The organism is Fusobacteriaceae bacterium (genome assembly GCA_031272775.1).
Taxonomy (GTDB): Bacteria; Fusobacteriota; Fusobacteriia; order Fusobacteriales; family Fusobacteriaceae; genus JAISST01.
On record JAISTB010000009.1, the window covers coordinates 1 to 17,510 of the forward strand.

Consider the following 17,510-nt stretch of genomic DNA (forward strand, 5'->3'; position numbering starts at 1 on the left):
CGTGCGTTCACACTTGAAATCCGTGCAGCTACTTCCCGAAAAGATCAAAGGGTTTTTCGGTTCAAAGACTACCAGTTACGCTGCATAAACTGCGCAAGGTTTAATCGGGGAAGCAATAATATTCTCATCAATCCATATCAAAAGTGCTCTCATAAGTTTACTTAGTAATGCACCCGAGTCTGAATTAAGGTATTCATGATACAATTCTGATTTCTCAAAAGTGTTGACAGCCTTAAATTTGCTTAAATATTCTTTAATCTTTCGCTCAGCTACATATCGTGTCCATTCATTAGTACTCGTAACATCATACGTGTTGGTTCCATAATCGTATGTCCAATCTATGATGTATCCAACCAACATTAATTTATGAAGCGCACTGTCGCATTCAAACTGAGAATAGTGAAAATCTCTCAAAGAGAATCTTGTTTTTCCACTTAAGAGAAAATGATATATCTCCATTATAGTTTTTAGTTGCTGGTCTACCGGCCTATTATTTTGCAGCCACAACCAAACGATGGAATTAAGATCTCCGGTCAATTGTTCCGACATGATGTTCTCTATATGAGAATTTGGATTTTCTAAGACAGAAATCATCTTTTCGGCACTTTCATCTCTTTCAGGAATATATAAAATATAATTGTCCGAGTGATTGTCTTTTTCTTTGTCTCGACCTGCTCGCCCAGCCTCTTGATAGAATGATTCAATGGACCAAGGAAGGCCAAAATGTATAGTATAACGAATATTCTTTTTATTCACACCCATTCCAAAAGCTTTTGTAGCTATTATAAACGGAAATTCATTGTTGAGAAATGCTTTTTGTATTTCTGCTCTGTTGTCTTTTTCTCCTTCACGAGGGGCAAAAAAAGTCCTTCCGTGGGCATATCCATTCCTGCGAAGAAAGGCATTAATGTCATCGCAGCCATTTTGCTGCCTATAATTACCTCTAGTATTGGCAAATATGATCCCTGCTATGGTATCTTCCCCGGTGGTTTCAAAAATATTTTCATGTAGATTTCTTTCATAACGCTCATTCAGAGAAGATAGTTCCATCAATAATCTTTGTCGCCTCTCATCATTGTTTTCGCATCGAATAAAATGATAATGTAATTCAGGTCGATCCATTTCACTTCCTGCTCTGACCGAGTCAAGAGATAGATTCAATTCAGCGCAGATATCAGTCAATACATTTTCTGAAGCGGTTGCCGTCAATCCTATCAGCTTTGCACCAGGACAATAATTTCGAATCGTATTGGCCAGTGTCAAATACGAAATTCGAAAATCATGACCCCATTCGGAAATGCAATGCGCCTCGTCAATAACAGCATAGCCATAATAGTTCCTTTTGGCTATTTTATTAAGTTTTGCCCGAAAACTTTTAATCATGAACCTCTCAGGGGAAATCCATACAAACTGATATCTACCATCGCCAAAATCATCGAGAAAAGCTTTATTAGCTTCTGATGTATTATGACTCGCTATTGCGGCAGTTCTTACAATACTAAAACTATCTAAATTGAATTTTTGATCTTGAATCAAAGAAATCAGAGGCGCAACAATAAAGCTTATACAAGGTTGTAGCAATCCCGACAACTGATAGCATAGTGATTTACCTGATCCAGTTGGCAGAATTCCTATGACATCCTGCCTTGCCAATGCTGCTTTAACTATATCCAATTGCCCGGAATTGAAGTGATCGTAGCCGAAAAGTTCAATAAGAAAGAATTCAAGAGCTTCCCTTATACAATCATCCGGATCGGGCCGCAAAGTATTATATATAATTGGTGGAGCTGTAGCGATCCTATATTGTTGGTTTGTCACTTCATTCAGAGGTCTTATGAGCATTGCGCTCTCTGGTATAAAATAAGTTTCTTTTTCTGATACAGTAGCAATGGTTGCGGTAGCCTTTTTTGAATGGAAGTTTACTCGTGGCTTTTCTATGTGAATCCCTAGTAATGTCAGCAAATTTTTCATGAATAGCCAAATGTCATTAAAAGCAATTTGAAATAATTCTTGTTGGCTTTTTCTTACGCTTTCAGCTATTATCAAATCGACGTTCCAAACCTTTTCTGCAAGTTTTAAAATACCAGATTTCAAAAAATAAATAATCGCTATTTCATAAAATAGCCACCACAACACGCAACCAACGAAACAAAGCCATCCATTTTCAAAAAGTGTGCCATTCGTGTGCCTATTTTCCGACGGCCTTCGGGCCGGTCTTTTTTTATTGGCCGGATCCGCTTCGGCCAGATATCAAAAGGTCCGGCCAAAATTCTGGCCGAACATTTTCAAAAATCATAAAAAATACAGCTTTCAAACACGCATAAATCCATACCGGTATCTCGAAAATCGGCTAAAATGCGGATGGCCATCAGGGTATCGGCGCAACAAAAAAAGGCATACTGTGTGCCTTTTTTGCTTGAAATCCTGAAATCAGGCTTCTTTGATTTCGATCATGTCGACGGCCGCCTGGAGTTCGACGATGGTCTTGTGCGTGTAGACCTTTTCAGTCATCTGCTCGAAGCTGACGTGGCCGATGATCTTGCGGATCGACGTCCCGTTCGCGCCGCTGTCGTTGATCAAAGACGCGAACGTGTGCCGGGTGTCGTGCACGTAGTGGTGCTCTATCCCAAGGGACGCCATGAGCTTATGGAATTTCACGCGGTACGAGTGTATGCCCCGCTGCTTGCCTGTCCGGGTCGTGACGAGGGTTTCGCCTTCGGTCCGCATGAGCCCTTTGAACAAAGGGACAAGATCCCTGTGGATGGGAATCAGGCGGTCGCGCCCGGCGTCCGTTTTCGATCCGCCTATGATATATCGTTCTTTCAAGTTGACGTCGCATTTTTTCAGCTTCAGCAGCTCATTGATCCGCATTCCGGTATAAATCAGGATCAGGACCGTATCCACAAGGGGGACGAGGCGGCTGCGCCACAGGATGGAGATCTCCTGCGGCGAAAATATCCTGTGTTCCCTGACGCCTACTTTTTTCCCCGTCTCGATCAGATGACAGAAATTCCGGTCGACAAAGCCGTATTTTTCCGCGTAATTGTAGATGGAACAGAAAATGCCTTTGTAATAGGCTTTTGTGTTGGGCGCGAGGTCCATGTCGTCAAACATTTTCTGGACGTCTATCAGCTTGATATCACGGATCGGGCGGTGGTAAAGAGGCGCAAATTTCCGGATCACGTATTTTTCCGTGTATGCGGAATTTTCCGCGATGGCTTTGAAATGCTCCTCGCGCCACAGGTCGATGGTTCCGCCGAATGTCAGATTCTTGACGTCGGTGTCATAGGGGTCTTTCTTCCATGCGGCCAGGGCGTCGGCCGCTTCGGACGCGGTCCTGTAAATGCCCACGGTCATCCGGCGGCGCTTTCCTGTCACGGGATCCGCGTCCAGGGTGACGACCGCTCGGTATTTTTTGTTGCGTCTTCCGTCTCGCATCGTGTAGATGGATCCGGAACCTTTCGGATTTCTTCGCATAATAAAAATCACTCCTGTTTCTTCATGTAAAATAAATTTTGTATTTTTTGAAAAGGCGTGATATAATAGGGCGAATGGGCTTGATTTTATATCACGCTCTCATACCTTTCCGGATGGCAGTCCGGGGAGGTATTTTTTATTGGCCTTCGGGCCATGTGATCATGTTGATGTACATGCTCCAATAGACTTGATCGGCTTTCCGGTAGATATGCCCGTCGGCCGCCGTCGCATTTTCCAGGCGCTGGCCGTAAAGGGCAAGGATGGCGGTCGGCTGATCCGCCGGTCGCAGGGCGACGTCGGCAATCAGTCCGCCGGGCGGCCAGTCGTCGGGGACCGCGAAAACCGCCCGGGCGTCGCCGCCTTTGACGGGGATCCGCTTTTCGATCGGCGGAATTTTTGAAGACATGGAGCTCGACAGGGTAAAGGCGAGGACCGCGCCCTCGGGGATATTTGTCTGGACAGACATCCGGATTTCTTTCCGGGCGTAATTTTTCCAGATCTCGAAGGCGGCGTTGATTTCCGTCGCATGGGCGGCGTCCATGTCTTCACGCCGAAGCCGCCGGAGGCGTTCATAATCTTCTTGCGATTCGGCGGCGGGGGATTTTGCAGGCGGGCGGGGAATCGTGTTGACGAAGATGACCAGGGCGATGTTAAAGAGAAGCATGGAAATGGCCAGCCATTTTATGATGTTTTTTCTTTTTCCATTGGTCTCTACCATGAACACCTCCCAGATGTTCTCGTATCGCAAGCGATTTATTTACGCATAATGTTATTTTTTTCTATCTGCCAATACCGGAAGTCCGGGGACATACCGGTAATGGTTCCGGTTCCGGCCTGCATCTTCTTTCCGTCAGGTCCATATAAGTCAAGCGTCTCCCGCGTTCGCAATGTCTTCACTACGTTATTTTTATCTGGCAAGCGACACACTTGCCGACGATTTTCACTGTCTCAAAACGTTCCTTTTTGATATGTATATCATCATAGTCAGGATTTTCCGCTTTCAAAACGATCTCCGTCTCCCTGAACCGGATCCGCTTCAGGGTCACATCGTTCTCCAGCATGACGGCCACGATGTCGCCGTCCCTGACTTCGGCGTTTTCCCTGATAAAAACAAAGTCGCCGTCATTGATGCGCGCGCCGATCATGGAGCTGCCGACGGCCTGCAAGGCGTAATCGCAGTGGATGTCTTTCGTGACCGGCACGCTTTTCCCGGCCCATACGATGGCTTCCACTGCTTGACCGCAGGCGATCTGGCCTTTCAAGGGGATCAGCTTGATGATTTTTTTCTTTTCATCATTTAACCGTGGGACATTATAACCCATGAGCCATGCCTCGCTATAATTGCCAAGGGCGTCAGCAATCAAGCTCAGATTTCCTTGTTTTGGCTCATAGGCCCCCGAAAGGTACTGACTTATGGTCGACTTACTCAACCCCGTCATTCTTACCAAATCCACGGGCTTCAGATTCTCAATATTCAGCGCCTCTTGCAGGCGCTCGCAGCATTTCACTTTCATATTTCCTCCGTAAGTATTCAAATTCTGTAACTTTATTATATACCAAGGTTCCCAAAAAGTCAACTTTTTAAATAAAAGTTCCGAAAATAAGAAAATAAATGTTGACAAAATGAAAAAAATCATTTATAATAAGTTCGTAAATTAGGAACCAAGGAGAAAACAATGAAATATATATATGACTATAGCAAGCTCAAAGGGCGCATTACCGAGAAAGCGGGCAACCGCAAAAATTTGTGTGCCATGTTCCCGATGGCGCACAGCACCCTGTGGAATAGACTCAACAACAAGGCCTATTTCACGCAGTCCGAGATCGAGAGGATGTGCGAAATCCTCGAAATTTCTGACAAGGACATAAAAGAATATTTTTTTTCAAAACAAAGTTCCGAAAATCGGAACGCGACCGCTTGACTTCCGGCCGCAAAAAGGGGGAGAGAGCCATGATGTTATTACAATTTACCTTCAACCTCGTCTTTCTGATTTTCCTGACCCAACCCGATCCTGCGGTCGAAAAATGCGGAGGTCCAGATCTCGTATTGAAAATTTTGATCGGAACTGGGTGGTTGTTATTCTTAGTTGGTACCTCGCTAATCGTTTACATGCTGGCGACGGGAGAAATATCATTCGCATACTTCGCACTGCACCCGTTTGTAAAAGTTGGTCAGTAATGCCTAACTCCCTAAGATAACGCGTCTTGTCGTGCATGCCATGTTTATCAATATAGACATGACCACAGAAGAAATGCTTGATAAAGCTGAAAAACTTCAAAAAAGAGCGCGCATCTTGTCTATTATTCTTTCTAATTATGAGCTTAATCGCAATATTTGTCACCTTTTACAAAGACGATATAAGAACTCAAAAAAGCCAAAAGACTTCAATAACGAAACAAGCGCAAGAGTAGAAGAAAACAACGCGATCCAGTTGCTCCTTTATCATGATATCAATTCCACACAATTTCATAATTTCCGCTCGATTAGAATCAACAAGTTTATAACGATACACATCTCCGTTCTGCTCACAGTATGCCATCAATTCTTTTGCAAATTTCAAAACATCCACAATGATCACCTCAATCAACAAAAAATCATTATTGACGCAAAAAGTCAACGGAAGGCTGAATGAATACCATATTCAAAGCATTTGAGGAGAAAGAAATGAAAACATCTTAACGGCCGTTACCAGCCGACAAGTCTGAGGGGGCGATGTCAAATGGTACAAACGATTGAAAAAAGCACCGCAATCTGTAACACAACAAAATCCGGATATCCTGCACTTTGGGAATGCGGAGGGGCCACAACAAAAGGAGGATTCGCCCGTGTCATCTGTGGCCCGGGCTTCGAAAAGAAAAAAGCAATTTTTGTCAGGACCGGCGGCGAGTTATCCAACGGCGACCACGCATTATTTGTGGTCGAAAAAGGGGATCACCTCGTCCAGGTAAAGCGCCAAAACGAGGAGATCGAAATCGAGATTTTTCGTATCAGCGGATGGTGTAAAGATTTGCACGGAAATCACATCGCGGATCTTGACCTGATCAACCGATACGACATGGGAGAATGGACGAATCCCGTATCTCCGCAGATGGCAGACGCGGTTTTCGCGGCCATCTCGAAAGCCAAGCACTACCACTGCCGCGAAATGTATTTCGGGATTTCCCCGGAACCTATCATCTGAATATTCTGCATGCCAACCGTTACAATTACGACCGGCGCCGCAAAAATTTTTTATAAGGAATTTTTGCGGTGTTTTTTTACCCAAAAAAAACCGATACGAGCGACGAGGGCCCATATATCTCCGTTGCCACGACATACCGGAAACGGGGAGCGCTAACCTGACGCTCCCCGAAAAAGCAATTTTCAGCCAAGGGGGCACAATGGAAAAACAAACACAAAAATATTCAATGTTTGCCGGAACCTTCGGCTCCTGCCACGATCACGCAGGATACTGGCAGCCGATTCTTGCGCCGGACTACATGGCGGCGCGGGAGGTTATGTTCAAGCTGTACGGCAAAAACTGGAGTTTCGTCCACACGTGGGATATATGGACCGCGTTTATAGACGAAGTGAAAAAAACGGAAATGGGAAAGGAAAAGGCGCTGCCGAAAGTCGTCTGGGTGGAGCATGGAAAACCCGAAAGATACGCTGACATTCGATGAATGGGGCGCGCTGCTTAGATCGCCTGAGTACCGGCCTCTGTTGGAAGAACTGGCCGCCGCTGTAATAAAAGCGCGAACGGATCCAATGGACCGGCAGATCGAAGGCGACGACTGAAGGAGGGAAAAATGACCAACAAAGAAAAATTATCCTGGCTTTTTGCGGCCTTAGTGAGTTGCTGCGAAATAAATAATTTCACGCAAGCATACACCATTTTAAAAAACATTTTACGGTTTCCCGCGCGGGATTTACTGGAAATCCTTTCGTCCGGGGACGCAAACGTCGACGCTTTTTTTAAAAATGACTCATACGTCAAAAACGTCGACGCCGTTAATATGAGTTGTTTGTCATACACCAAAAACATGGCGGAGACCTATTCATGACGGCCCGATGGATCGTGCTCCCGTTTATGATACTGGCGGCATGCGTGTCATTCTCGGAAAAAGCCAAAAAGACCGGCTATCGGATAACGCCGCATGAGCTCTACAAGATCATTCACGCCTGCGGCGAGGAATTCCGCGCCGCCAACGGGGACGCTTATGATTTCCGGGAGCTCGTCATGGGGACGGCGGCCGTCGAGACCGACTTCGGCCAGTACAAAGACAATCGGCTCGGGATCACGCAGATCACTCCGACGGGGCTGGGCTTCATCAAGCACAAGGCCGATGATAAGGACAGGGAGCTTGTCCGTAACTACGGCCTGGAGCTGGCGCGCGTGACGACGCAAGATCTCGAATGGGATCATGCCGCGACTATTATCTTGACCTTTATTTTTTACAAGCACCGGGCGCAACAATTTCCGAAAGCTTATCCCGGCCACGCGGCCATCTGGAAAAAATTTTATAATACCAGCGCCGGAAAGGGACAACCCCGGCATTTCACAGAAAAATACAAGCGGTGGATTCAGCCGCTGGAGGCAGCCCATGAAAGCAAAACCTGAAAACGTTTCGGCCACGCTGTACAACATCGTATGCAGCACGAATCGCGAGCTGCCGGTCAAAAAGGTCGCCGAGCTTTACGGGCTCTCCGGCATCGCGCTGAATAAACTTCTTGTTGAATGGGGCATCCAATACAAGCGCGAAAGATATTATCTGGCCGTGCCCTATCACGGCATGGGATATACCAAGGTCGTCTGTACAACATACACCGTAGACACAGACACCGGATCATTCCGGCGTGATACGAGTTATTTGAAATGGACCTTGAAAGGGAGAAAATTCCTTTTTGAAGAATTGGAAAAACGTGGTTATCACAGACTGCCTGTCCGACCGGATGTAGAAACGCGCACGCGCGATCATTACCGTCGGCGGGAATATTATGATTGAAAAGGAGGTAAAAATGGGGGTATCGATCAGCACAAAAAAACTCAATCTGGAGATCGCCCGCAAGGGCTGCACCCAAAAAGAACTTTCTGAGGCGTCCGGCGTCTGCCTTGCCACCATCTGGCACCTGTTACACAAGAATGACGCCCCGGCCAAACACACGACGGCTCACAGGCTGGCAAACGCATTGGGCGTCGACGTTTCGGCAATTATCGGCGTATAAGGGGGGATCATGGCGAAAATTTATCAACTGCCGGATCATGTTCTCGGCGAAAAAAAACTTAACGGAAACGAAAAAGTCTTGTATGCGCTGATTTACACCATCGCCGAAAAGAAAAAGTATTGCATGGGATCAAACAAGTTATTGGGGGACATCCTGCATTTTCACCGCAAGACGATCCAGCGCCAGCTCGCCCGCCTGCGGGACAAGGGATTTATTGAGATCAAGATTATCCGCGACATCGACTCCGACGAGGTCCTTGAACGGCGGATCTATATCAAGAAGTGAGTGAAGGAGGTAAAAAATGGAATATGTTGATGACGGAAAAGTCGACTTGACCGATGACGTCACAAATTTCGCCTTTGAAAAGGCGTCGTATTTTCTATGCGGCGGCTGCCAAAAAAGAACGCTGTTTCCGTCTGAAAGCACCGGATTCTGCTGCACAAGCCATTGGATCGATATCGTTTGCCGAAACGGATACGATGAAAGCTCCGTCACCGCAGAATGCAAACATTATGATCAGATACCTTTTGATGAAGGACGCTGATATGAAAACGATTGACGATTATCTGGACTCCATAAACGCAAAAGAGATGTTCAACACCATGAAAATCAAGCGCGGACTTCCTTATGAAGCCAAAGTCAAGCATGCAGAAGTCAGGGCGCGAGAATTTTATGATCGGCTCGACGGTCGCTGTCATGTCTCCGTGGGCGGCCTTGACAGCATAACGCTCTTGATTTTTCTTCGATCAATCGGCATCAATGTCCCTGCGATTTCCGTATCAGCTTTAGAGGACGCCTCGATTATCCGGATCCACAAGCAACTCGGAGTCATTATGTTAGCGCCGCTTATGACCAAGACGGACGTCATCCGAAAATTCGGATTTCCTGTAATCTCCAAAGAAATCGCCGGAAAAATAGAACTACTGCAAAACCCCACTGAAAAGAACGCTACAGTCCGACATGCAATCATTACCGGCGAAACAGGCGAATATGGAGGATTCCGAAAAAATACACGAATGAAGCTGTCGGATAAATGGCTCCGCAAATTCGCCGGCAATGAAAATCAAAAAGAGGGCTGTGATTATTGCTGCGCGCCTTTCAAGGTATCGCAAAAATGCTGCTATTATCTGAAAGAAAAGCCTTGCGACGACTATGCAAAGAAAAACGGATCATCGCCATACCTCGGTCTTATGGCTTCAGAACACGGCCGTCGAGAAAAGGTGCTTATGCGTACTGGATGTAATTACTATGGGAAAACCGTCACCAGATCGGCTCCATTTGCGATATTTTCGAGGCAAGACATCCTGCAATTGGCGCTTGACTTGAATGTGCCTGTCCCGGAGATCTATGGGGAAATCAGACGAGACGTTTCCGGCAATCTATACACGACAAAGGCACAAAGAACAGGCTGCGATATGTGCGGTTTCGGGATAACTTTCGAAAAGCGTCCTCATCGTTTTGACCGGCTACGGGAGCGCAATCCGATAGCATGGAAATACTGGATGTATGACGTCGGGTGGGGTAAAGTTCTCGACTATATAGGAATAAGCTGGGAAAATACCCCATATACATTACAAATTGATTTTTAAAGGACGTGATCACTTGTCAATAAAAATATCGACTATCTCAACAAAAATCGGCCCCATAGATATGGCAAAAAAAAATTGGCTTATGATTCTCCGGGATTTTCTGAAGCCGATCGGAGGCAATCATGACTGAACATCCCGGATACTATGCCATCATTCCCGCCAAAGTTCGCTATGACAAGACGCTGACGTTTATGGAGCGGATCCTTTACGCCGAAATCTCAGCGCTGACAAACAAAAACGGCTTTTGCCACGCGTCGAATCGTTATTTTGCCGATCTTTACGACGTCAGCGTCCGGACAATTATTTCGGCTATCAAAAAACTTGTGGACCATGGGTATTTGTTTTCACAGAACATCTATAAGGAAAACTCGATGGAAATCGAGAAACGGATCTTGTCGCTTGACGACCCCCGTGAAAAAAATTTCATGGGGGGCAGTGAAAATAATTTCATGACCCCCCGTGAAAAAAATTTCACGGATAATAATACAAGATTAGAATATTATAATAATACACACAGCGAACCCGAAACATTTCACGATGTGGAATCAATCATATCCGAAGAAAAAACAGACAACCCGATTCCGACTGAACCAGTTCAGAAACCAACGCAGACGGTCATGACCGAAACAATACTTGCCAAATACAAGAAGTTGGATCTCCCGGCTTACGAATACCCCCCAAATCCATGGCAGATCATGGAATGCGTGAATCGGATCGGAACGGTCAAACTGTTTCAGGCGCTGGAGATCATGGCGAAAAGCGATTTTGTCCGGAGGACCATGTCCGTCGACAGCATTTTCAAGGTCGCCAATCTCAAAAAAGCCTTGAACGGAAATTTCCGGGACCCGCCGCCGAAAGAAAAAAGGACCTCGGCCGCAGGTGATCCGGACTACAGTCCGGAAGCGAACACGTGGGAAAGCTATGAAAAGCAAAAGGGTGGACAATGGAAGACCTGAAAAAATGCCCGTACTGCGGCAAAGCGTATAAAATAAACGACTATGACGTATCGTTCCTGTCCGACGAGATAAAAAATCGCGTGCGGTTTATCCCGGACTGCACTTGCGCCGCCGAACGCGCCGAAGCGGAACGGGCTGCGGAGATCGCCCAAAAAAGAAGAGCTGACCGACTGGCGGCCGTCATGAAATACGAAAGGATGTCCATTGAAAATCTGCGTTTCGACGGAGCCTCCGTGTATCAGACATCGGAAAAAGAACAAGAACTCCATCGGGAAATCGCGGAATACGCGGAAAACTTCGACGACTACCTCGTATCCGGCACCGGCTTCATCTTCATGGGATTTTCCGGATCCGGCAAGACCTACTGCGCCAACATCATCGCCGAAAGGCTCCGGAAAGATCTGCACACGGTACTGATCCTGACTATGGGCGAATATCTGCTCAGGGTCCGGCAGCTGATCAATGGATCACCCGGAAGCGAACAGGAATTGCTTGATCACATGCTGCGCTGCGAACTCCTGATTCTGGACGATCTCGGTTCCGAAGTATTCACCGACTGGGCCAAAGGTAAGCTGTTCGAGATCATAGACGGTCGCTATCGGGCAAAGATGCCCACGATCATCACCACAAACCTGACTCTCAAAATGCTTGCGGAGAAAACGCGTATCGACGGAAGCGACAAGATATTTGATCGCCTAAAGGAAACCTGTAGGGTCCGGATCTTCGGATGGCCGAGTCATCGTAAAGCCTGCGGGTCATGACATGGCAGGCGGCAAAATCCCCGAGTGGGACGGAAGAGTTCAGCTGTTCAGGGGGGAGTTTTCGGAAACCCCTGTCTGGACATTTTACAAAATGCGCTGTTATTTTGGCGTGATCAATTGTGGAAACGAAAAAGAGCAACTCCGGAACATGTGGCGATATTACTTGTGGATGTCCAAAAAAGAAAAAGGTGACAACAAATGAGAAATAAAATTTTGATGTCCATTCGGCCGGAATTTGCCGAGGCGATCTATCGCCGCGAAAAATTGGTGGAATATCGCCCCCGGATTCCCAAAGGGTGGCTGGAAAACTGGGAGACGGAAAAGACGGTTTACATCTACGAAACAGCTCCCGTGAGCAAAGTGACGGGCAAAATAATTGTAAAAACCTGCGCCCTTTTCGTTTTCCCGAAAGGCAAACACTCTGAAATTATAACTTACCCCATGTCTCCGGCAGAGGATGACTATCTAAAAGGGCACACATCAATCTATGCGCTGCATATCAGAAATGCGCAAAAATTCAAATTTCCAATGGAATTAGGGCAAGGAATTTTCAGTCACATCAAAAAAGCGCCGCAGTCGTGGGTTTATGTTGAAACCGAAGAGGAGAAAAAATGGATAACAACGATAAAGTAGAAAAAGTGACGGAATATGAAATCACGAGAGCGCTTGCAAATATGCACTACAAAACAGATATATTTGCGGCACAAGTACGAACAAACGGGATCAATGGGAAATATAGAATTTTTGATGGAATCTCAATAGCGAAAAGCTGGGTATCCCCATGTGTAAAAGGCTATGAAATAAAAACATCAAGATCAGATTTTCAAGCGGACAATAAATATTTTGAATATCTTGAATTTTCAGACGAGCTTTATATTGTGTGTCCGCAAAACCTTATTGAAAAGCATGAAATTCATGAACGCATTGGGCTAATCTGGTATAATCATAAAACAAAAAAACTCCGGACCATGAAAACTGCTAAATACCAAAGAGCGGATCCAACAAAGCAAAACAGAATTTTATTGTATATCATCATGTCATCGATCAACCCGACCTTTCCGCCGCCAAATTTTAAAGTGCAGCATTTCAAAGAGTGGCTTGACAACAAAAAAACAACGAAGGAATTGAGTTATCTTGTCAAAAGCAAATTGATTTCCGAAATCAGCGAGTATAAAAAAGCTGGATATGAAAACATAGTCGAAAGATTAAAACGTGCGGAGACCACGTACAATTCGATATATGAAGTCCTTCGAAAACATGGTTTAGAATACCAAGGGAATCCCGCACAAATAGTTGATGATATTTTATCACGCGGGGACGGAATGCTGCCATGGATTAGCCGTCTGAAACTATGTGTAAAAAGCCTGTACTCAGAAATAGAAAAGAGAGAATAAAAGGAGGTAAATTTTGACTAAAATTCAATGGACGCAGGAAACATGGAACCCCTTCACCGGCTGCACGAAGTGTTCCTCCGGATGTTTAAACTGCTATGCGGCAACCATGGTCAAAAGATTGCAGGGCATGGGATTGTCAAAATACAGCAACGGATTTGAGCCCGCCTTCCATCCAGATGAATTAAGCATTCCGGAAAAATCAAAAAAACCATCAATCATTTTCGTTTGTTCTATGAGCGACATCTTTCATGAGAAATTTCCTGATCAATACGTCGAAAGAGTTTTCGACGTCATGAAAAGCAACCCGCAGCATATATTTCAGTTATTGACGAAAAGAGCTGAAAGAATGGGCCAATATATCGAAAGTCATTACTCCCAAAAGGACAAATGCCCGAAAAATATCTGGGTCGGAGTTACCGTGGAAAGCCGCGTCTATGCCTTCAGGTCCATCATTCTCGCAGGCATAAAAAACAGATTATCCGGAAAAGTTTTTTTGTCCTGTGAGCCTTTGCTTGATGATCTCACACAATCCGGAATTTACTTCACAAAAGACGGCATTTCTGGAATAGTAGATTTTTGCGCAATGGATTGGATCATCTGTGGCGGAGAAAGCGGTCCAAAGGCAAGACCTATGGATCCGCAATGGGTCAGAAATCTGAAGAACAAATGCGCCTGGTGTGCTGTTCCGTTCTTTTTCAAGCAATGGGGCGCGTGGGGTCCGGATGGAATAAAGCGAAACAAAGAAAGAAACGGTTGTTTGCTTGACGGAGAAGTCATTCAAGAATGGCCGGAAGAATTACGAAAGTTTCTGAAAAAGGAGATCCATGTTCAGAGTCCCAAAGGAGATAGATAAGATCAAACTGACGGAAGACCTGCTCCAAGCGTATAAAACGCTGCTAAAACAAAAGCGCTTTTTCGAAAAACGGATCTACGATGAAATTATTCTGATCAAACAAAGCCCCATCGTCTCCATGTTGACCGGCGGGCTCATAGAAGTCAAAAGCGACCTCGAAAAGCGTGAAGAGATCATCGAAAAAAATAAGATGATTCTCGAAAGATACACATCCGTAACGGACACCGTCCGGCTGGCCCTTGAAAGCACTCGGCACTTCAAATACCAGGGCATTGTCATCATGTTTTACATGTGCGGCAAGGAAATTTCTGAAATCCTGACTTTTTTCAAGATATCAGAGCGAAAATTCTATTACCAAAAGAAAAAAATTTTGAACGCAATTTCTGACTTGATTTTTTACTGATTTTTTGAAAATCGGGAAATAAAGGACATTTACAACTGAATTTTTGCAGTAAAATTGCAGTAATTTTGCAGCAAAATTGCAGTAAATTTGCAGTTGACTTGCAGCGCCGAATATGCTATACTTATAATAAGCAGAATCGGGCGCAAGTCGTCCGGTTCTGTTTATTTTTTGCACAAGGGTGAACACCATGGAGATCGATAAGATTTTTCGGTTCGGAATCGACAAGGTCAAGCTATTCGGATTTGACATGAAAACCGAAAAAAAATGGAAGATCCAAAGCACCGAAAATGAAGATGACTACATCGAAAAAACGGTCATCAATGACGAGCTGTTTTCCATAGTCTCAACCTATAGACTGAAATCCTGCGGCGACACCTACGAAGAAATAATCTCCAATCATATCGAGTTCAACCCGAACAGAATCTTGTCAGGGAATAACGTTCGCAACGCCACCACGGCAGATCTCCAAGAAGCCGTGGACATATTGACGGAAATCCTTGCCAAAAAAGAAGTTTATGTCGACTTCAGCGACGCCAAGATAAAAGAGATCGAATTCAATGTGAATTTGCCGGTGGACTTCGAAAGTTACAAAAGGGTTTTTCAGCTTTTTATCTTCCAATTCCGGGAGCCGAAATTTATCGGCCGGTTTATCAAAAAAGAAAAAGAGTCTGAATATCGGTCCGACGAAACCTATTTCACCAAGATCAATAAAAAAAGCTCTTTCCTGATCTACGACAAAAGCAAAGAAAGCGACTATCCCAAAGAAGTCACCCGAATGGAATACCAGTTCAGCTATGACACCTATAGGTATAATGTCAATCTGTACGGACTTACGAATTCCCTCGAAGATCTTCTACGGCACCCGGAAATACCTGAAAAGTTATTTGTGGACCGGGCAAAAAAAGACTTCCTGCAAAAAGCCTTTCAATTTTTGGAAGAGAACATCAAGCCGATACTGGAGCGGGAATACCTGAATTTCAAGAAAAACAACAGATTTTACAAGCTGAACGGTCGCCCGCAACGACGAAACGTGTACAAATACCTGAATCAATACAACATATTTGATTATAGCTTTCTGATTGATCTGGTACAAAAACACGACGCCCCCCACATGCAAAGGGAAAAAGAAAGAATCATACGGAAATATGGGCATTTGAACAACGTCGAAAAGCTGAACCGCGTCATGAATTTTCTTTTACCCATCGCCACCACTTAGTGGGAGCAATAAAAACCAGTTTCAAAGCGCGATATTGTCTACATTGTAAGGGCACTCGATTTCAAAAAATAAACCCCTGTTTTCCTAACTAACAATATAGGAAAAGCTGGTGAACTTTTTAGCAAACTTTTGGCAAACCACAAGAGGACCCCATGACTCACAAAAAGCATAAATCCTTCAGAAACCTTTCAAATACGGTCGTGATCCGTTACGAGTTCGGCGAAAACCTCATAGATATCTGTCGGTCATTGGGCTGTAACTATAGCACGGCCGCGCACTACCTGTCCAAGGTCGGAGCGGTCAAGGGGCGGAACGCGCAGCTGGTACGTGCGAAACAAGCCGTCGAAGCAATCACGACGACGGCGAAAGAGCAAAGAAAACATCTGGCCGATCTGCAAAAGATTCATGAAAACCTGATCACAGAACTTAAAGGTTTACCCGTGATCGCAGGCATGAAAACCGAGATGGGGATCAAGGCCAGAGCCGACGCCATCAAGGTCGCCATCGAGAACGCGCAAAAGCTGTACAACATGACTATGACCGAAGAGGAAGAGCTGAAGCGGCGAAGCGACTACCTAAAGTATATGCAGCTGGTGTCCGAGGTGGAGCGCGGAATGACAGAAACAGACATCGACCTCTCCGACCTCGACAGAGAGACATAAGGTACTGCCGGGAAATATATTCATTCGCGGGTGCGAAAGAGGCCCGGCGAACGTAAAATTCTCCTGGGAAAAATCCGTCGGGGTTGCGAAAAAGACCGGGGAAATAAAGGCGGGAAACAATGATCGTCGCAAAAGAAAAAGAACTGGCCGAATTTCTGGAAGTGTCCGGCCAATACATTCGGGAAGCGTATCAAGAATTCAAAGGCGCAAAAGGATATGACTTCATGAAAGTGGTCAAGCGCCATCTGCAAAGCATCCGTGGGAACACCGGCACCATGGTCAACGCCAAAACGCTGGCGGAACTTCTCGGGGTATCAGACAAGATCGTGCGAGAACTTACGGCGCAAAACATCCTGATAAGGAATGAAAAGGACAAGTATGATCTGTACGTGAACATCAAGCAATACATCCAAAGCGACGACGAATGGAACCGTAAAAAGAAGGCAGAACGAGAAATACTTGAAATCAAAAAGGAAATCCTGAAAGACAAATATCACGCCGCCGAGGATATCGAACTCATCATGTCCAACGTCGTCATGAATTTCAAGATGAATTTGATGGCGGCCAAGCGCAAGATCATCATCGCCCTGGAATCAGCGGAAAAAGAAAAATGGGGTGATATCCTGGACGAGCTGTTCGCGGCGGCGCTCAATGAAATGGCAAAATATCAGCCGCCAACGAACGCGGGAAAAGTCATCAAAGACCTGTAGGAGCCAGCATGATCAAAAAAAAGAATTGCCATATGTGTAGTTTTTGCGGAATTAACGAAGGAAAGCTGCAATGTGTGAGGTATAAACACATCATCGGGAAGGACGATGCCGCGTGCAATATGTACCACCCGGACCGGGATGTCGGCGGAGCATGGGAAAGACAAAAAGAAAACATTCTGATCGGCGCGGCTAAACGCGCCAAGCACAAAAATGATATGGGCTACCATTGAGGACCGTCAAAGACGGGGCAGGTTAAACGCCTGCAAGCCCCTTAACAAGGGAA

The 17,510-nt window shown here is 45.5% G+C and carries 24 protein-coding genes; 20 read left to right on the forward strand and 4 right to left on the reverse strand.

Translation table 11 applies throughout. The features are described 5' to 3' along the window. Positions 1 to 75 precede the first annotated feature (75 nt). From LBQ97_02425 to LBQ97_02440, 4 genes are all read right to left on the reverse strand, one after another. Positions 76 to 2,094 (reverse strand): RecQ family ATP-dependent DNA helicase, encoded by a 2,019-nt coding sequence (locus tag LBQ97_02425; GenBank protein MDR1831573.1) that lies wholly within the window; start codon positions 2,092 to 2,094, stop codon positions 76 to 78. Between the two features lie 336 nt (positions 2,095 to 2,430). Further along, complete coding sequence (locus LBQ97_02430) at positions 2,431 to 3,477, reverse strand: site-specific integrase (protein MDR1831574.1); 1,047 nt, start codon at positions 3,475 to 3,477, stop codon at positions 2,431 to 2,433. Between the two features lie 136 nt (positions 3,478 to 3,613). After that, positions 3,614 to 4,195: a hypothetical protein gene (locus LBQ97_02435; protein ID MDR1831575.1), complete on the reverse strand. Its 582-nt coding sequence runs from the start codon at positions 4,193 to 4,195 to the stop codon at positions 3,614 to 3,616. Positions 4,196 to 4,373: 178 nt separating this feature from the next. Beyond that, on the reverse strand, positions 4,374 to 4,991 hold the full coding sequence (locus LBQ97_02440) for a helix-turn-helix domain-containing protein (GenBank protein MDR1831576.1): 618 nt from the start codon (positions 4,989 to 4,991) through the stop codon (positions 4,374 to 4,376). A 162-nt stretch (positions 4,992 to 5,153) separates the two neighbouring features. On the opposite strand from LBQ97_02440, the gene LBQ97_02445 reads away from it, so the two are divergent. The 20 genes from LBQ97_02445 (at position 5,154) to LBQ97_02540 (ending at position 17,457) form a co-directional block, all read left to right on the forward strand. Next, entirely contained in the window at positions 5,154 to 5,399 is a 246-nt protein-coding gene (locus LBQ97_02445) for a DUF739 family protein (GenBank protein MDR1831577.1), read from the forward strand. A gap of 29 nt (positions 5,400 to 5,428) precedes the next feature. Continuing rightward, a complete protein-coding gene (locus LBQ97_02450; protein ID MDR1831578.1) occupies positions 5,429 to 5,656 on the forward strand; it encodes a hypothetical protein in 228 nt (75 codons plus the stop codon). Between the two features lie 736 nt (positions 5,657 to 6,392). Then, on the forward strand, positions 6,393 to 6,659 hold the full coding sequence (locus LBQ97_02455; protein MDR1831579.1) for a hypothetical protein: 267 nt from the start codon (positions 6,393 to 6,395) through the stop codon (positions 6,657 to 6,659). A 199-nt stretch (positions 6,660 to 6,858) separates the two neighbouring features. Continuing rightward, positions 6,859 to 7,140: a hypothetical protein gene (locus LBQ97_02460; protein ID MDR1831580.1), complete on the forward strand. Its 282-nt coding sequence runs from the start codon at positions 6,859 to 6,861 to the stop codon at positions 7,138 to 7,140. A gap of 126 nt (positions 7,141 to 7,266) precedes the next feature. Next, on the forward strand, positions 7,267 to 7,521 hold the full coding sequence (locus LBQ97_02465) for a hypothetical protein (GenBank protein ID MDR1831581.1): 255 nt from the start codon (positions 7,267 to 7,269) through the stop codon (positions 7,519 to 7,521). After that, positions 7,518 to 8,078: a hypothetical protein gene (locus LBQ97_02470; GenBank protein ID MDR1831582.1), complete on the forward strand. Its 561-nt coding sequence runs from the start codon at positions 7,518 to 7,520 to the stop codon at positions 8,076 to 8,078. Before LBQ97_02465 ends, LBQ97_02470 begins: the two co-directional genes overlap by 4 nt. Beyond that, entirely contained in the window at positions 8,062 to 8,463 is a 402-nt protein-coding gene (locus tag LBQ97_02475; GenBank protein ID MDR1831583.1) for a phage antirepressor KilAC domain-containing protein, read from the forward strand. Before LBQ97_02470 ends, LBQ97_02475 begins: the two co-directional genes overlap by 17 nt. A gap of 13 nt (positions 8,464 to 8,476) precedes the next feature. Beyond that, complete coding sequence (locus tag LBQ97_02480) at positions 8,477 to 8,683, forward strand: helix-turn-helix domain-containing protein (protein MDR1831584.1); 207 nt, start codon at positions 8,477 to 8,479, stop codon at positions 8,681 to 8,683. A 9-nt stretch (positions 8,684 to 8,692) separates the two neighbouring features. Continuing rightward, positions 8,693 to 8,968: a helix-turn-helix domain-containing protein gene (locus tag LBQ97_02485; GenBank protein MDR1831585.1), complete on the forward strand. Its 276-nt coding sequence runs from the start codon at positions 8,693 to 8,695 to the stop codon at positions 8,966 to 8,968. A gap of 53 nt (positions 8,969 to 9,021) precedes the next feature. After that, positions 9,022 to 10,272: a hypothetical protein gene (locus tag LBQ97_02490; GenBank protein MDR1831586.1), complete on the forward strand. Its 1,251-nt coding sequence runs from the start codon at positions 9,022 to 9,024 to the stop codon at positions 10,270 to 10,272. A gap of 122 nt (positions 10,273 to 10,394) precedes the next feature. Then, positions 10,395 to 11,228, forward strand: coding sequence for a helix-turn-helix domain-containing protein (locus tag LBQ97_02495; protein MDR1831587.1), 834 nt, complete (start codon positions 10,395 to 10,397; stop codon positions 11,226 to 11,228). Then, complete coding sequence (locus LBQ97_02500; protein ID MDR1831588.1) at positions 11,216 to 11,989, forward strand: ATP-binding protein; 774 nt, start codon at positions 11,216 to 11,218, stop codon at positions 11,987 to 11,989. Before LBQ97_02495 ends, LBQ97_02500 begins: the two co-directional genes overlap by 13 nt. 198 nt (positions 11,990 to 12,187) lie before the next feature. Beyond that, positions 12,188 to 12,622, forward strand: a complete 435-nt coding sequence (locus LBQ97_02505; GenBank protein MDR1831589.1) for a hypothetical protein — start codon at positions 12,188 to 12,190, stop codon at positions 12,620 to 12,622. Beyond that, positions 12,601 to 13,383, forward strand: a complete 783-nt coding sequence (locus tag LBQ97_02510) for an MmcB family DNA repair protein (GenBank protein ID MDR1831590.1) — start codon at positions 12,601 to 12,603, stop codon at positions 13,381 to 13,383. The genes LBQ97_02505 and LBQ97_02510 overlap by 22 nt, the downstream gene beginning before the upstream one ends. A gap of 13 nt (positions 13,384 to 13,396) precedes the next feature. Beyond that, the gene (locus tag LBQ97_02515; GenBank protein MDR1831591.1) at positions 13,397 to 14,236 is read left to right on the forward strand and encodes a phage Gp37/Gp68 family protein; all 840 of its coding nucleotides are present in this window, start codon (positions 13,397 to 13,399) and stop codon (positions 14,234 to 14,236) included. Then, on the forward strand, positions 14,208 to 14,639 hold the full coding sequence (locus LBQ97_02520; protein MDR1831592.1) for a hypothetical protein: 432 nt from the start codon (positions 14,208 to 14,210) through the stop codon (positions 14,637 to 14,639). Before LBQ97_02515 ends, LBQ97_02520 begins: the two co-directional genes overlap by 29 nt. Positions 14,640 to 14,826: 187 nt before the next feature. Further along, complete coding sequence (locus LBQ97_02525) at positions 14,827 to 15,855, forward strand: hypothetical protein (protein MDR1831593.1); 1,029 nt, start codon at positions 14,827 to 14,829, stop codon at positions 15,853 to 15,855. A 152-nt stretch (positions 15,856 to 16,007) separates the two neighbouring features. Beyond that, on the forward strand, positions 16,008 to 16,517 hold the full coding sequence (locus tag LBQ97_02530) for a hypothetical protein (protein MDR1831594.1): 510 nt from the start codon (positions 16,008 to 16,010) through the stop codon (positions 16,515 to 16,517). Between the two features lie 119 nt (positions 16,518 to 16,636). Further along, a complete protein-coding gene (locus LBQ97_02535) occupies positions 16,637 to 17,227 on the forward strand; it encodes a hypothetical protein (protein ID MDR1831595.1) in 591 nt (196 codons plus the stop codon). Positions 17,228 to 17,235: 8 nt separating this feature from the next. Then, positions 17,236 to 17,457, forward strand: coding sequence for a hypothetical protein (locus tag LBQ97_02540; protein MDR1831596.1), 222 nt, complete (start codon positions 17,236 to 17,238; stop codon positions 17,455 to 17,457). The last annotated feature ends 53 nt before the right edge of the window (positions 17,458 to 17,510 follow it).

What these genes read in the sequence shown, in the direction of transcription:
- LBQ97_02430 (MDR1831574.1), bottom strand. Translation starts at nt 3,477, where the DNA reads ATGCGAAGAAATCCGAAAGGTTCCGGATCCATCTACACGATGCGAGAC.
- LBQ97_02435 (MDR1831575.1), bottom strand. Translation starts at nt 4,195, where the DNA reads ATGGTAGAGACCAATGGAAAAAGAAAAAACATCATAAAATGGCTGGCC.
- LBQ97_02440 (MDR1831576.1), bottom strand. Translation starts at nt 4,991, where the DNA reads ATGAAAGTGAAATGCTGCGAGCGCCTGCAAGAGGCGCTGAATATTGAG.
- LBQ97_02445 (MDR1831577.1), top strand. Translation starts at nt 5,154, where the DNA reads ATGAAATATATATATGACTATAGCAAGCTCAAAGGGCGCATTACCGAG.
- LBQ97_02450 (MDR1831578.1), top strand. Translation starts at nt 5,429, where the DNA reads ATGATGTTATTACAATTTACCTTCAACCTCGTCTTTCTGATTTTCCTG.
- LBQ97_02460 (MDR1831580.1), top strand. Translation starts at nt 6,859, where the DNA reads ATGGAAAAACAAACACAAAAATATTCAATGTTTGCCGGAACCTTCGGC.
- LBQ97_02465 (MDR1831581.1), top strand. Translation starts at nt 7,267, where the DNA reads ATGACCAACAAAGAAAAATTATCCTGGCTTTTTGCGGCCTTAGTGAGT.
- LBQ97_02470 (MDR1831582.1), top strand. Translation starts at nt 7,518, where the DNA reads ATGACGGCCCGATGGATCGTGCTCCCGTTTATGATACTGGCGGCATGC.
- LBQ97_02475 (MDR1831583.1), top strand. Translation starts at nt 8,062, where the DNA reads ATGAAAGCAAAACCTGAAAACGTTTCGGCCACGCTGTACAACATCGTA.
- LBQ97_02480 (MDR1831584.1), top strand. Translation starts at nt 8,477, where the DNA reads ATGGGGGTATCGATCAGCACAAAAAAACTCAATCTGGAGATCGCCCGC.
- LBQ97_02485 (MDR1831585.1), top strand. Translation starts at nt 8,693, where the DNA reads ATGGCGAAAATTTATCAACTGCCGGATCATGTTCTCGGCGAAAAAAAA.
- LBQ97_02490 (MDR1831586.1), top strand. Translation starts at nt 9,022, where the DNA reads ATGACGTCACAAATTTCGCCTTTGAAAAGGCGTCGTATTTTCTATGCG.
- LBQ97_02495 (MDR1831587.1), top strand. Translation starts at nt 10,395, where the DNA reads ATGACTGAACATCCCGGATACTATGCCATCATTCCCGCCAAAGTTCGC.
- LBQ97_02500 (MDR1831588.1), top strand. Translation starts at nt 11,216, where the DNA reads ATGGAAGACCTGAAAAAATGCCCGTACTGCGGCAAAGCGTATAAAATA.
- LBQ97_02505 (MDR1831589.1), top strand. Translation starts at nt 12,188, where the DNA reads ATGAGAAATAAAATTTTGATGTCCATTCGGCCGGAATTTGCCGAGGCG.
- LBQ97_02510 (MDR1831590.1), top strand. Translation starts at nt 12,601, where the DNA reads ATGGATAACAACGATAAAGTAGAAAAAGTGACGGAATATGAAATCACG.
- LBQ97_02520 (MDR1831592.1), top strand. Translation starts at nt 14,208, where the DNA reads ATGTTCAGAGTCCCAAAGGAGATAGATAAGATCAAACTGACGGAAGAC.
- LBQ97_02525 (MDR1831593.1), top strand. Translation starts at nt 14,827, where the DNA reads ATGGAGATCGATAAGATTTTTCGGTTCGGAATCGACAAGGTCAAGCTA.
- LBQ97_02530 (MDR1831594.1), top strand. Translation starts at nt 16,008, where the DNA reads ATGACTCACAAAAAGCATAAATCCTTCAGAAACCTTTCAAATACGGTC.
- LBQ97_02535 (MDR1831595.1), top strand. Translation starts at nt 16,637, where the DNA reads ATGATCGTCGCAAAAGAAAAAGAACTGGCCGAATTTCTGGAAGTGTCC.
- LBQ97_02540 (MDR1831596.1), top strand. Translation starts at nt 17,236, where the DNA reads ATGATCAAAAAAAAGAATTGCCATATGTGTAGTTTTTGCGGAATTAAC.